This window comes from Polyangium jinanense (assembly GCF_028435265.1).
Lineage (GTDB): Bacteria > Myxococcota_A > Polyangia > Polyangiales > Polyangiaceae > Polyangium > Polyangium jinanense.
The window spans coordinates 1-13,084 of sequence record NZ_JAGTJK010000075.1 but is presented as its reverse complement, the minus strand read 5'-3'; the positions used below and the strand labels follow the sequence as shown (position 1 = coordinate 13,084).

Genomic DNA, 13,084 nt, shown 5'->3' with positions numbered 1-13,084 from the left:
CTTTTCAGCATGATCAAGCATCAATCTCCCCTGAAACTCGTTGTTTTCGATGCGACCGACACGCCACGCGCCCATGTTCGGGGCGCCATTGCCGAAGGAGCCGCGCCGCGCTCGATGGGCCTGTCGCCGATCTGGTGGATGGGAACGTGGATGCATCGCTTGCTGCGTGCAGCGGACGCCACGCTTGGCGCACGAAGCTGGGAGGAGGCCCTCGCGTGGGCGGCTTCCATGGCGGAGTCACGCAATCGCTCGATCGGGTCGATCCAGTTCTGGGGGCACGGGGCGTGGGGGTACATGGCCCTCGGTCGGAGTCGACTCGATCATGCGTCCCTTGGGAGCGACCACGCCATGGCGGCGGCGATCGACCGATTGCGGGAACATCTCACCGGGCCAGAGGCACGGTTTTGGCTGCGTTGCTGCAGCGCATTCGGCGGTCAGAGCGGGCGTGCGTTCGCCGGGCAGCTCGCAGCGAGGCTCGGGTGTCGGGTGGCCGGACATACGTACGTCATCGGTTTCTGGCAAAGTGGGACGCATTCGCTCCGGCCGGGGGAATCGGCGACGTGGAGCCCTCGGGAAGGGGTACGGATGGAAGGGGAGCGCGCGATCGGGGCGCTCACGTCGTCGGCAACCGAGCCGAATACCGTGACGTGCCTGCGAGTTGATTGGCCGGACGAGTGGTGATCCGTGCCTCGGGTTTCGTCACACCCCGGAAAGCCGCGATGGGTTCCGCACGAACTGTGTCGGAATCCCCTTTGGTCCTTGGAAGTGCTACGCAATCCTTCCAGATGACAGCCCAAGGTGGGAGGTTCCGTGTCATTGAGCTCCAGCGTCGAGCAACCCGTCAGAGGTTTGCCCGTCCCCGGTGGTCGCCCGTGCATTCGTTGGATCAATACTTAACTGTATCCTCCTTCCCGTGATCACGCTCGAGGAAGCTCAACGAATCGCTCGAGTCTATGCTGCGGAGCGGGGCGCTATCTGGCTCAACGACGCGACCATCGACCGGCAAACCTACTGGTTCTTCCCGGTAGGATTTGTTGGTTCATGCGGCGTCATCGTCGACAAGGCTGATGGCCGCCTCAGCATCATGGGCTCGGCGTTGCCCCTTGACGCCTGTTTCTGGGGACATGAGCACGGTTTTTCGCCAGAGCTCGTGACCCTGCGCGTAACGAAGGGCCATGATCGCCGACGCACCATCGAGTTCCTGCTTCACGTCGTGTGCGAAGGGCCACCACGCCAAAGAAACCCAAATCCGAGGCGAGCGTGCCTCGGAGAGCAGCTTGACGCACTTCCCTGTGAGTTTGGGCCTCAGCGCCTATGGCTCTGGATCCCGGAATTCCGCGAACTCACAGCGGAGGGATGGTTCGAGTACGAGATCCTGGAGTCGTCCGCGGGGTGACCCGTCGCCAACAAGGCGCGAGGAGCGAACGTCGCGGGACAGGAGCGCGTCGAGTGGCCTCGAGCCTCCCCATGCGACGCGGGACGTCGCCGAGCTCGATGCGCCGACGAACCCTGTTGGTCCACGCGGCCATGCGCGCCTCCTCGAACGCGCCTCAGGTTCACGTTCCAGCGAGTCCCCGCACTCCGTCTCGTCGAGGATTTCTCGGGCCCGGACGAACAGCCAACGCGCGTCCGCATTCTGACGCCCCCCGACGAGGCCTGTGTCGCAGCTCTCGCATCCTCTTCCCTCTTCCCTTGAGCCACACCCTTCGACTAGGATGCCGCTGTGAGCGCAGACCTGCCTGCATCGCGCGAGGGGCGCCGAGCGGCGTTCGTTGGGTTCTCTGCCGCGACGCTCGTCGTGCTGGGCATCTACGTCGGAAGTCGCAGGTTCAAGGACTTCGACACCGCGCTCGTGCCTTACGCGGGAGCGGCCGTGTTTGCCGCCTTCGCGCTCGGTTACCGATACGCCACGTGGCTCGGGCGTCCGCCGACGTACCGCTACTTCCGACAGACCCTCTCGCTCCTCTTCACACCGGGGAAGATCCTCTCTCGCTGGGCCACTCTCCTTCGCGGCGCTTTCCGGACCGTCGGCTCGCAGCGCTTCGTCTACCGCCGTTCCCCGGTACGCTGGGCCTCGCACCTTTGCCTCATGTGGGGGTGCCTCCTCTCGTTCGCGATCACGTTCCCGCTCTCTTTTGGCTGGATTCGTTTCGAGACGGCACGGGACTCACAGGATGTGTACGAGGCGTTCGTCTTCGGCGTGCGTGTGTTCCGGACGAGCCTCGACAGCCCGCTCGCGTCGCTCCTGTTCAACGCGCTCGTCGGCTCGGCAGGGCTCGTGATCGTCGGAGTCATGCTCGCGCTCTATCGGCGCGGGCGCGATCGTGGTGTGCTCGCCCTGCAGGACGGCGCGGCGGATCTCGTGCCGCTCGTCCTGCTCTTCGCGGTCTCCGCGACGGGGCTGCTCCTCACGGTGTCGACGCAGTTCATGAACGGCTACAAGTACGATTCCCTCTCGCAAGTGCACGCCGTGACCGTCGTGCTTCTGCTCTTGTACGTGCCTTTCGGCAAGCTGTTTCATCTCGTGCAGCGGCCGACGCAGCTCGGCATTCACGTGTATCGCGAGGTCGCGGCGGCGGGGGAGCAGGCCACGTGCGTGCGTTGTGGGAGTCCGTTCGCATCCGCGATGCAGATCGCGGATCTGAAGCGCGTACAGGCGGAGGTGGGGATTCGGTACGCGCTCCGCGCGGGCAGGCATTACCAGGACGTCTGTCCGCCGTGTCGCAGGAAAAACCTCGCCTTGCTCCAGGACGGGCTCTGGCGAGACGCGCGGCGCCCGAACGCCCGCGAGGAGGCTTGATGGCGAAGCTGCCGATCGCGAGGGAGCGGCTCATCGACGAGTTCGGCCCGCACCCGCACGGCCTGCCGCCCGGCGGTTTCTCCGCGGTGGGCGAGCCGGATCGTGTCGTCGAGACGCACTGCTGCTTCTGCGGGCAGCAATGCGGGATCAAGCTCAAGGTCAAGGACGAGAAGATCGTCGGCTTCGAGCCCTGGGAGGAGTTTCCGTTCAATCAAGGAAAACTCTGCCCCAAGGGCGTCAAGCGATACATGCAGGACGAGCACCCGGATCGGCTGCAGACACCGCTCGTGCGCGCCGAGGGCAGGGGTTTCGCGCCGATCGGGTGGAGCGAGGCGCTCGACCGCGTCGCGCAGTCGCTCCGGCGCGTGCAAGAGGCGCATGGCGCGGATTCGGTCGCCGTGCTCGGGGGCGCGTCGCTGACGAACGAGAAGGCGTATCTCGTCGGCAAGTTCGCGCGTACGGTGCTGCGCACGGCGAATGTCGATTACAACGGCCGGCTCTGCATGGTCTCTGCGGCGGCGGCGTCGAAAAAGGTCCTCGGCATCGATCGCGCGGCGAACCCATGGAGCGACATCCCCAAGGCCGAGGTCATCCTCATCGCCGGGGCGAACGTCGCCGAGTGCGCGCCCATCACGACGGATTACCTCTGGCGGGCGCGGGAGAACGGCGCGAAGATCATCGTGCTCGACCCGCGCATGACGCCCATCGCGCGCACGGCCGATCTCTACATCCCCGTCCGGTCGGGTGGCGACATCGGCGTCTTCAACGGGATGCTCCACGTGATGATCGAGCGCGGGTGGATCGACCGAGCCTTCATCGCCGAGCACACGACCGGGTTTTCCGAGCTCGAACGGATCGTCGCGAAGTACACGCCCGAGTATGCCGGGAAGATCGCGGGGATCCCTCCCAAGCTCATCGTCCGCGCGGCGGAACTCTGGGGACCGGCAAAGTCGAGTTTTTTGCTCCATGCGCGCGGCATCGAGCACCACTCCAAGGGCGTCGACAATTGCATGGCGGCGATCCACCTCTGCGTCGCCACGGGTAGGATCGGCAAGGAGGGCTCGGGGTACGCGATGATCACCGGCCAAGGCAATGGCCAGGGCGGACGGGAGCAAGGGCAGAAATGCGATCAGCTCCCTGGCGCGCGCGACATCGAGAACCCCGAGCACCGCAAGCACATCGCATCCGTCTGGGGCATCGACGAAAAGACCTTGCCGGGCAAGGGCATCTCCGCGATGGAGATCTTCGAGGCCATCCACGCCGGCAAGATCAAGGGCCTCTTCTCGCTCTGCTTCAACCCCATGGTCTCGCTGCCGAACCAGGGATTCATCCGCGAAGCGCTGGAAAAACTCGAGTTTTTCGGCGCGGTCGATTTCTTCATGTCCGAGACCACGCGCCACGCCGACGTCCTCCTGCCGGGCTCGCTCATGGAGGAGGACACAGGCACGACGACGAACGTCGAGGGGCGCGTCATCCTGCACAAGAAGGTCGTCGATCCGCCGGGCGAGGCGCGGCAGGACTGGCGGATCCTCTGCGGCCTGGCCGAGCGCCTCGGGCACGGCGAGAAGTTCCGATATGGTTCGCCGCAGGAGATCTTCGAGGAGCTCCGCGTCGCTTCGAAGGGCGGCATCGCCGATTACGCGGGCATCACGTACGAAAAAATCGAGAAGAACCACGGCGTGTTCTGGCCGTGCCCGTCGGAGGACCACCCTGGCACACCGAGGCTCTACGAGGGCGGCATCTTCGGGCATGCAGACAAGAAGGCGCATTTCCAGCCCGTCGAGTGGAGGCCCGCGGCCGAGGAGCCGGACGAGGAGTACCCGATCGTGCTCACGACGGGCCGCGTCGTCGCCCATTACCTCTCCGGCAACCAGACGCGGCGGATCGGCGGCCTCGTCCGGCAGACCCCCGACCCGTATTGCGAGATGCACCCGCGGCTCGCGCAGAAGCTCGGCGTCTCGGACGGCGAGCCAGTCGAGGTCGAGAGCCGGCGCGGCTCGCTGGTCGTGCGCGCCATGATCGTGAACACCATCCGACCCGATACGGTGTTCGTTCCTTATCACTGGCCGGACGAACGCGCGGCGAACAGGTGCACGATCCCCGCGCTCGATCCCGTCTCGAAGATCCCGGAATACAAGATCTGCGCCGTCCGCGTGCGCCGCGCTTCGGACCAGATCGACGCTCGGGGCTCCGGGTCGCCCGACGGCGGCCTGCGCCCCACATCCCGAGAGGGGGCGCGTTGAGCGAGCGAGTGCTCTTCATCGATTACGCACGTTGCATCGGCTGCCAGGCTTGCGTGCAGGCCTGCGAGGAGTGCGATACCCACAAGGGGCAGGCGATGATCCACCTCGAGACCATCCGCCGCCGCGACAGCGTGCAGACGGCGCCGCAGGTGTGCATGCACTGCGAGGACCCGATCTGCGCGCGCGTCTGCCCCGCCGACGCCATCAAGAAGACCCCGGACGGCGTCGTGCAAAGCGCGCTCGCGCCTCGTTGCATCGGCTGCTCGAATTGCGTGCTCGCCTGTCCCTTCGGCGTGCCGAAGTATTTCGCCGAGATCGATCAGATGATGAAATGCGATCTCTGCTACGACCGCACCAGCATCGGCAAGAAGCCGATGTGCGCGACGGTTTGTCCTTCGCAGGCGCTGTCGTACATGACGATCGACGAATTCGAGCGGACGCGGCGTGGCTCCGCATTGAACCATTGGGTCTTCGGCGAGGGCGAGGAGGTCCGGACCAAGGTTTCTGTCGTCGTGCCGCGCGGGCGAGACCGCGTGCACGTGGATCTCATCGAGCTCGGCGGCCGGCCGAAGGTGGCCGAGCCGGACGACGTGGCGGCGCTGCTTTCGGAGGACGGCTGATGGCGGAAAACGACGACACGAGCGAGGGCGGGCAAGAGCGCTGGCGTGAGGATTTTCCCATCGGCACGCTGGACGATCGATATGTCGCGCGGCGCGAATTCGCGAAATCGCTGACCATCGGCTCGGCGCTGCTCGTCCTCGTCAACGGGGCCATCGCCGCCGTCGCCCGCTGGGTGCGAAAACCGGCGCAGATAGGCGAGGAGGCGCGGATCGGCAAGGCCTCCGATCTCCCGACGGGCGGCTCCATGCTCTTCCGATATCCGACGGACGAGGACCCTTGTATCCTCGTGCGCACGCAGAGTGGGTCCTTGCGCGCGTATTCGCAGGTCTGCACGCACCTCTCCTGCGCCGTCGTGCACCAGCCGCGAGAGGACGAGTTCCTTTGCCCGTGCCACCGAGGGCGCTTCGACGTGAACGACGGCCGTCCCGTCGGAGGCCCGCCTTTGCGGCGCCTGCCTCGGGTATGGATCGAGCAGCGCGGCGACGATGTCTTCGCCGTCGGGAGGGACAGCTAGTGCTCTCCGGCCAGGGTTCGACGCTTTTCTCGGGCGTCAACGCGATGATCGGCATCCTCTCCGCCATCCAGCTATGGCTCGTCGCGGCCTCGCTCGAGGCCCTCTACAGCAACGACGTCGTGACGCCCCAGGCCGCGTTCGTCGCTTCCTGCGTCCTCGCCCTCGTCAATGCGCTGCTCTGCCGGCACGCGCTCTCCTTCGATCGCAGGCGGCAGGAGGAGCGACGGCGCGCCTCGTCTCCGCGGAGAGATCGGAGGGTAGGCGCGTCGTGAAGCGGATCAAAAAGGTCACCTGTCTTTTGCTGGGTCTGTCCGTGCTCGCCTCTTCGGGGTGCGGCGGCGGGCGTGGCGACGGCAAGCTCACGCCGCAGGAGATGACCGACGCGCTCTTCGCGGCGATCTCCGCCAATCGCGAGGCCTACACGAGGGAGGTCGTCGACCGGCTTCAGTATCAAGAGCGGATCATGGAGGCCAAGGAACATTTCCGCGAGGAGAAGGTGCTGCCCTTGCCCGCGCAGATGCTCCGCATGAGCGCCGAGACGATCAGCCAGTCCAAGGACGCGCTCTTCAGCTATGCGCTCCTCTCGCAGTGGCCGATCAACAAGCAGAACGGTCCGCGCACGGAGAGCGAAAAGGTCGGCCTCCGGCGGGTCGCCGAGACGGGGAAGAGCCATTACACCGAGGAGACGCTCGGCGGTAAGAAGTATTTTTCCGCGTATTACCCCGACAAGGGCGTCGTCGAGGCTTGCGTCAAGTGCCACAACGATCACCCGGACAGTCTGCGGAAGGATTTCCGGGTCGGCGACGTCATCGGCGGCATCGTGATCCGGGTCCGGATCGACGAGTGAGCGCAGAGCAGGCGTAGATCGAATCGCTGACGAGCGGAAGCGAAGACGCCGATCATGCTGACCCCGTAAGGGTCACGTCCCTCGCGCGGCTGGCCGGGTATCGACGCCCAAGCACAGAAGCCCGGTGATCAGTGCGAGCACGATGTGCAGACCGTAAAGTCGGTTGAAGTCCGCCCGCGCGAGCGCCGCGTGACCGAGCAGCGTGACCGCGATCGCGACGCCGAGCACCGAGCCGATCTGCCGTGTCGCTTGGTTCACCGCGCTTCCCACCGCGTAATGCGCCGGGGGCAATCGGCTCACGGCCGCGGCGGAGAGGGACGGCAACACCAGGCCCACGGCCGCGCCGCTCATCAACAATCCTGGCAGCCAATGCAGTACGTAGTTCGGCTGCGGCCCCGGTACGAGCATGAACCACAGGCTGCTCGCGGCGTACAGCAACGAGCCGCCGACGAGGAAGCGGCGGTGGCCGAGGCGTGCAGCCTGACGACCACAGAAGATGGCCGTCGGGACGACCAAAAGCGGCCCCGGCGTCACGGCCACGCCGGCCAGCGGCAGCGAGTAGCCCCAGATGCCGCGCATGTAGAAAAAGAAGCCGAGAAACATCATCGAAAACGCAGCGCCGAAGGCAAACGTCGCTGCGTTGACGTGGCGGTAGGTCCGATTCTCGAAGAGCGCGAGATCCACGAGCGGCGCACGGCTGTGCCGCGACCACGCAATGAAGGCCGCGCCGGCCGCGACGCCCGTGACGGCGATGGCCGCGAGCTCTCCGCGCGTGCGTGATGGAGACTCGGTCTCGACGATGGCCAGCGCGAGCGCGCCTACGCACAGCATCAGCAGCGCCATACCCACGCCATCCACGCGCCTTCGCGAAAGGCTCGGGGCGGATTCGTCGAGGCGCGCGGCACCACGCCAGAGCGCGAGCGCGCCCAGCGGGAGATTGATGTAGAAGGCCCACGGCCAACCCGCCACGTCGGTGATGAAGCTGCCGAGGCTCGGCCCGACGGCCGCGGCGAGGCCACCCACGGCGCCCCAGAGGCTCACGACGATCGCACGCCGTTCGGAGGGAAAGGCCGCGATGACGATCGAGAGCGAAGCCGGCGTCAGCAGCGCCGCGCCAACGGCCTGGACGACGCGGGCGGCCACCAGGAGCGAGACGCTGGAAGAAAGCCCGCACGCCGCCGACGCAGCGAGGAACAACGCGACGCCGACCAAAAACACGCGCTTGCGCCCATGCGTATCCGCGAGCCCTCCCGCGGGAATCAGCATTGCGGCGTACACGACGGTGTACGCATTGAGCACCCATGACAGCTCCGCCGCCGTGGCGTGGCCGAAGCTGTGGCGTAGCGCGTCGAACGCGGAGAACAGCATCGTCGTGTCGAGCGACACGAGGAATGCGGCGACGCTCGCGATCCAGAACACGCGCCACGGGGCGTCGGGGGCAGCGTCGGGGGCAGCGTCGGTGGTGGTTGCCGTGGCGACCATGGGTGTCACCGCGGGACCAGGTAGATGGCGGGCTCTGCGCTCAGGTTGCGCTTGACCTCGCGGGTGCGTTCATCGGCGAGCACCTCGCTTTCGCCAGCTTCCAGCGCATCGAGGGCGCGGGCGACGATGTCCTCGGGAGTGGCCTTGGGCGCGCTGATGCCGTGGGCCAGGTCGGTGTCGACGAAGCCCATGTGCAGCGTCAGCACCTGGGTGCCCTGCGGGCGCAGGTCGTTGCGTAGTGCGTTGCTCAAGCTCCACAGCGCGGCTTTCGACACGGCGTAGTTGGCCAGGGTCGGGCTCGAGAGCCAGCTTGCGACGGAGGCCACGTTGAGCAAGGCGCCGCCGCCGTTGCGCGAAAGCACGGGCGCGAACGCCTGGCTGACGCGGAGCACGCCGAAAAGGTTGGTCTCCAGGTGGCGGCGCAACACGGTCTCGGCCTCGGGGGTGTTGAAGCTACCGAACGTGGCGATGCCAGCGTTGTTGATGACGAGTGTGGTGTCGGTCGCGGCCGCAGCCGCGGCGCTCACGTCCTCGGGCGAGGTCACGTCCAGCTTCACGGGCGTCACGCCTGCGAGCTCGATGCTCGAGGGGTTACGCGCGGCGGCGTAGACCTTGCGCGCCCCGCGCTCGAGGACGGCCTTCGCGAAGGCCAAGCCGATACCGCGGTTGGCGCCGGTGATGAAGACGGTCGCGTTCTGGATGTTCATGGTTACTTCCGCGTGATGGTTGCGTTTCTTACTTTTGACAGCACGAGGCGTGGCGCCGACGTCCACAGGTAGGCGCCAACATATGATGATCATCATATTATTGTCATCATGCGTCTCTGTCAACCCGGACCCGCTGCGTCGGCGGCTCGACGGCCTTCCTTCAGACAGTCCGGCCCATGCTCGAGCTCGCGAGCGAGCTCGACGCGGCAAACCATGCGGACTGCCCGCTCCCGGGTACCCCGATCCCGGAGTGACCTCCCTTCCCGCTCCCGCCGCAGCAGCCTCGGGCTGCTGCGGCGGGGCGCTCTTGTTGGGGCGCGCGCACCGATCGACCCTTCCGCCGCACGAACGTTTCGGGCCCGTGAACCGATCGACCCTTCCGCCGCACGAACGTTTCGGGCCCGTGAACCGGTCAACCCTTCCGCCGCACGAACGTTTCGGGATCGCGAACCGGTCGACCCTTCCGCCGCACGAACGTTTCGGGCTCGCGAACCGGTCGACCCTTCCGCCGCACGAACGCTTGGGGCTCACGAACGGGTTGACCCTTCCCGGGCGCCAACCCCATGCTCCGCCAGATCCAGGAAGAGCTGCCGAAGATCGACGTCGCGAGGCTGCACAAGCTGCCCGAGCTCGCGGATGTGGGACTGCGGGAGAGATGCAATCAGTCGATACGGCGCTCGGAGTGCGCTCGGCTGGAGACGGAGCGGCGCCGGAGGGCGAGTAGGCCAGCAAAGGCGAGGCCGAGGAGGGACGCGTCTCCGGCGGAGTCGCCAGCCGCGCGGAAGCTGCAACCATGGCCGTGACCGCCGCCGCCCGCGCCGCCGCTGCCGCTTGCGCTGCTGCCGCTTGCGCTGCCTGGGCCGCCGCTGCCGCCACCGCCGCCGCTGCCGCCCGCGCCGCCGCTGCCGCCACCGCCGCCGCTGCCGCCCGCGCCGCCTGCGCCGCCTGCGCCGCCGCTGCCGCCCGCGCCGCCGCTGCCGCCATCGCCGCCGCTACCACCAGCGCCGCCCGCGCCGCCGCTGCCACCCATTTCACCGAGGATGCGGCCACGAACTCGGTAGCTGTCGAACGGCGCGCCCAGCATGAACCGGCTGTAGAGCGCCAGCGTCTTGCCCGTGCCGTCCGAGGCCAGCCCCGTCGGGCGGGTGTCCAACCCCGGAGGCGCCACCGTGAACACCGGCTCGACCATGCCCGCGGGGCTCATCTCCACGCCGCGCAGCGCCACCTCGCACCCCGCTGCCGTGGCCTCGCGCTCGCGCCAGGTCACCACGATGCGCTGCCCGTCGAATGCAGCCGAGGGGAAAGCCTTCGGCTCGGAGTCGCCGCACCCATTCACGATCGGCGCGATCACGAACCCGTCCGGATCGAGCACGGTCCCGGCGGGGCTGACGCGCGCGCCGCGCAGGACGTGGGCGCCGCCGCCATCCTTCGAGACCCACACCACCACGTGGTTCTGCCCGTCGAAGACGGCCGCCACCGGGTGCTCGACCAGAGGCGCGGCGGACGATGCGATGGGGAAGAGCGCCGTGTCCACCAGCGTGCCCGTGGGGCTCATCCGCGCCCCGCCGAGGCTGCTCCCCATTCCGTACGTCGCGAGGTGATTCGTGCCGTCGAACGAGAACGCCACGGGAACGGAGTAGACGTCCGGGAGATCGATGGTGAACGGTCCGCTCACCACGCCCTGGTCATTCAGGAACGCCGCGACCGTGGTGAAGGAAACGTACTCGTCGAAAGCGATGAATAACGAGCCGGCAGGACTGTTCGCCATCTTGAACGTCGTGCAAGCGACCCCGAACAGGCCGACTTCACCGAGCACCGCTCCCCCCGGGCTCACCCGGGTGACGGTGGACCAGCCGCCGCACCCTTGAGGGTGGTAATCGGTCGTCTCCGACAACACGATGAAATTCGTCCCGTCGAAGCCGACGCGGTACGCATACCGGTACAAGCCCGTATCGCCAGGCTCGCTCGGAATGCCAGGCACGACCTCGATGCCATTGGGATCGAGGATCTGGCCGTCCGGCGCGACCCGCGCGCCGAACACGCCGCCCATCCCGCCCGCGCGCGTGTCAGTCCAGACGGCGAAGTAATTCGTCCCGTCGAAGGCGAGCGCGGGTCCTTGCTGCCCGTTCGTGCCGGTGGCGACGCGGCTCGGCGGCGCCGGCAGCGTGCCGTCCGCCGCGACGCGCCTCGCGCGCAGGTTCGTGTGGATGAGCTCGTAGTCGAACAGCCCGTCCGCGAAGATCAGCAGCGCCTCGCCGCCGCTGGCCGCCGCCGCGAGATCCCGCCCTTTCCCGACGTCGAGCGGAGCGGCGTCGAGGGGGACCCCCCCCGAGCTCAGCCGCGCGGCGCGCATCGGGGTGAAATCGTCCGTTTCCGTCCACACCCGCCAGAACACGGTGGTGACGCCGCCGTCGGAGGCGATGGCGAGATGGGTGCCCGGCTCCCCCGGCGACAGCATATCGAGGACGATCCCGCCAGGGTCGAGCACGGCCCCGGCGCTCGTGACGCGGGCGGCGGAGACAACGCTGACGTTCTGCGCGAAGTCCTCATTCGACCAGGCTGCCACATAGCTGATCCCATCGAAGGTGAGGGCGAGGTCGTCGGTGTACGAATTGGAGCTGATCGGGCCGACGGGGAACGGCGCTGCCTCGACGGGCGCGCCCTGCGCGTCGAGGCGGATGGCGCTGAGCTCGAATCCTTGGCTCCAGCCGAGCACCAGGGAGCCCGTGCCGTCGGAGGCCACGCGCAGGGGGCGGAGGGGGCGGGCAGGGTAGGGGTTGAGCTTGATGGGCACCGTGACCATGGGCCCGACGACGCCGGCCGGCGTGATCTGCGCGGCGCAGATGTGGCTGTTGTTGGTGCAGGGCCACACAGCCTGATAGGCGGCGCCGTTCCAGGCGAGGGCCGGCGGGGAGCCGAGCCAGCCTGTCGCGGCGATCGTGAGGGGGGTGGCGTCGAGGATCGCGCCACTCGCGTCCAGGCGGACGCCGCACTGGTTGCAGGCGGCGCCGGGAGCGCCCGCGAAGGTCACGAGGAAGCCCGAGCCGTCGGAGGCGACGGCCGGCTTGCTCCCCCGGCCGATGCGGAAGGCCGGCGAATCGAGCGGCGTCCCGTCCAGCGCCACGCGCGCGGCGTAGAGGGGGACGTTGATGGTGCCCTCCCCCGCGAAAGCCTCCCGCGAGTCCTCCCATACGACGAGGTACTGCCCGTCGCCGTAAGCGATCGCCGGGGCTTGCTTCACGCCGTCGACGTCTCCTAGGACCGGCGCGTCGAGGCCGATCTCGGCCCCCACGGTCAGGTAGAGGGGGTCGGCGGGCGTTCTGGGCTCGGCGCCGGGCAGCGAGAGCCCCGGCCCGCGGTCGGCCGCGGCAGGCGCGTCCGCCATCCCGGGCCGGTCGGCGCACGACGAGAGGAGCGCGGCGCCGAGGGTGAGGGGTACGAGGGTGGAAAGAGAAGAGAGGAGGCTCAGCGACGGTCGCCTGCCTCTCTGACCGAAGAATGATGGGAAAAACGGTAACATAGCTAAGAAGCCTATCGTCCACGGGACGTCCTCGACAACAGGTTTGTCACACGGGCCTCCATTTCGCTCCGTCCGTTCTTGACGCGAGCCCCTCGCGTCGAGCCTCGCGACGCTCGCCGAGGAGCGTTGCTCGATGCGCTCGCGGCTGGCGTCAAGGCGGCCGGCGTCGAGGTCCGGCACCGCGCTGATCTTCCCCCGAACTCGCCACGCATCGACCTCGGCGCGGGCCCATCATGACCGCGGCGGATCCCACGGAAACGGACGGCAAATGCTCGCTCCTCCGGCCTGCTTGTCACCGCTAGGACATCGAGCGGTTTGCAACCGCTCGATGTCCTAGCTCTTTTGTCCCG

At 67.7% G+C, this 13,084-nt stretch carries 11 protein-coding genes; 8 read left to right on the top strand and 3 right to left on the bottom strand.

Annotated features, from left to right (window positions below; all coding sequences use genetic code 11):
• Window positions 1–9 precede the first annotated feature (9 nt).
• The 8 genes from KEG38_RS50220 (at window position 10) to KEG38_RS50185 (ending at window position 7,025) form a co-directional block, all read left to right on the top strand.
• A complete protein-coding gene (locus KEG38_RS50220; RefSeq protein ID WP_308215669.1) occupies window positions 10–681 on the top strand; it encodes a DUF4347 domain-containing protein in 672 nt (223 codons plus the stop codon).
• 232 nt (window positions 682–913) lie between these two features.
• Window positions 914–1,396, top strand: coding sequence for a hypothetical protein (locus tag KEG38_RS50215; RefSeq protein WP_272428044.1), 483 nt, complete (start codon window positions 914–916; stop codon window positions 1,394–1,396).
• A gap of 327 nt (window positions 1,397–1,723) precedes the next feature.
• On the top strand, window positions 1,724–2,800 hold the full coding sequence (locus tag KEG38_RS50210) for a hypothetical protein (protein ID WP_272428043.1): 1,077 nt from the start codon (window positions 1,724–1,726) through the stop codon (window positions 2,798–2,800).
• The gene (locus KEG38_RS50205; protein WP_272428042.1) at window positions 2,800–5,043 is read left to right on the top strand and encodes a molybdopterin oxidoreductase family protein; all 2,244 of its coding nucleotides are present in this window, start codon (window positions 2,800–2,802) and stop codon (window positions 5,041–5,043) included. The genes KEG38_RS50210 and KEG38_RS50205 overlap by 1 nt, the downstream gene beginning before the upstream one ends.
• Entirely contained in the window at window positions 5,040–5,663 is a 624-nt protein-coding gene (locus KEG38_RS50200) for a 4Fe-4S dicluster domain-containing protein (protein WP_272428041.1), read from the top strand. The genes KEG38_RS50205 and KEG38_RS50200 overlap by 4 nt, the downstream gene beginning before the upstream one ends.
• Window positions 5,663–6,178, top strand: a complete 516-nt coding sequence (locus tag KEG38_RS50195) for a QcrA and Rieske domain-containing protein (RefSeq protein ID WP_272428040.1) — start codon at window positions 5,663–5,665, stop codon at window positions 6,176–6,178. The genes KEG38_RS50200 and KEG38_RS50195 overlap by 1 nt, the downstream gene beginning before the upstream one ends.
• Window positions 6,178–6,450 carry a DUF6755 family protein gene (locus tag KEG38_RS50190; protein WP_272428039.1) on the top strand — a complete coding sequence of 91 codons (273 nt, stop codon included), beginning with the start codon at window positions 6,178–6,180 and terminating at the stop codon, window positions 6,448–6,450. The genes KEG38_RS50195 and KEG38_RS50190 overlap by 1 nt, the downstream gene beginning before the upstream one ends.
• Complete coding sequence (locus tag KEG38_RS50185; RefSeq protein ID WP_272428038.1) at window positions 6,447–7,025, top strand: Tll0287-like domain-containing protein; 579 nt, start codon at window positions 6,447–6,449, stop codon at window positions 7,023–7,025. The genes KEG38_RS50190 and KEG38_RS50185 overlap by 4 nt, the downstream gene beginning before the upstream one ends.
• Window positions 7,026–7,097: 72 nt before the next feature.
• On the opposite strand, the gene KEG38_RS50180 is transcribed toward KEG38_RS50185, so the two are convergent.
• The 3 genes from KEG38_RS50180 to KEG38_RS50170 all read right to left on the bottom strand — a co-directional run bounded on the left by KEG38_RS50180 (window position 7,098) and on the right by KEG38_RS50170 (window position 12,599).
• Entirely contained in the window at window positions 7,098–8,507 is a 1,410-nt protein-coding gene (locus tag KEG38_RS50180; RefSeq protein ID WP_272428037.1) for an MFS transporter, read from the bottom strand.
• Window positions 8,508–8,512: 5 nt separating this feature from the next.
• On the bottom strand, window positions 8,513–9,214 hold the full coding sequence (locus KEG38_RS50175; protein WP_272428036.1) for an SDR family oxidoreductase: 702 nt from the start codon (window positions 9,212–9,214) through the stop codon (window positions 8,513–8,515).
• A 661-nt stretch (window positions 9,215–9,875) separates the two neighbouring features.
• Window positions 9,876–12,599, bottom strand: coding sequence for a hypothetical protein (locus KEG38_RS50170; protein ID WP_272428035.1), 2,724 nt, complete (start codon window positions 12,597–12,599; stop codon window positions 9,876–9,878).
• Window positions 12,600–13,084 lie beyond the last annotated feature (485 nt).

Bases quoted from the DNA above. Each gene is read 5' to 3' on its own strand.
- KEG38_RS50180 (WP_272428037.1), bottom strand. From the start codon at position 8,507: ATGGTCGCCACGGCAACCACCACCGACGCTGCCCCCGACGCTGCCCCC.
- KEG38_RS50175 (WP_272428036.1), bottom strand. From the start codon at position 9,214: ATGAACATCCAGAACGCGACCGTCTTCATCACCGGCGCCAACCGCGGT.
- KEG38_RS50170 (WP_272428035.1), bottom strand. From the start codon at position 12,599: ATGGCGGACGCGCCTGCCGCGGCCGACCGCGGGCCGGGGCTCTCGCTG.
- KEG38_RS50205 (WP_272428042.1), top strand. From the start codon at position 2,800: ATGGCGAAGCTGCCGATCGCGAGGGAGCGGCTCATCGACGAGTTCGGC.
- KEG38_RS50220 (WP_308215669.1), top strand. From the start codon at position 10: ATGATCAAGCATCAATCTCCCCTGAAACTCGTTGTTTTCGATGCGACC.
- KEG38_RS50195 (WP_272428040.1), top strand. From the start codon at position 5,663: ATGGCGGAAAACGACGACACGAGCGAGGGCGGGCAAGAGCGCTGGCGT.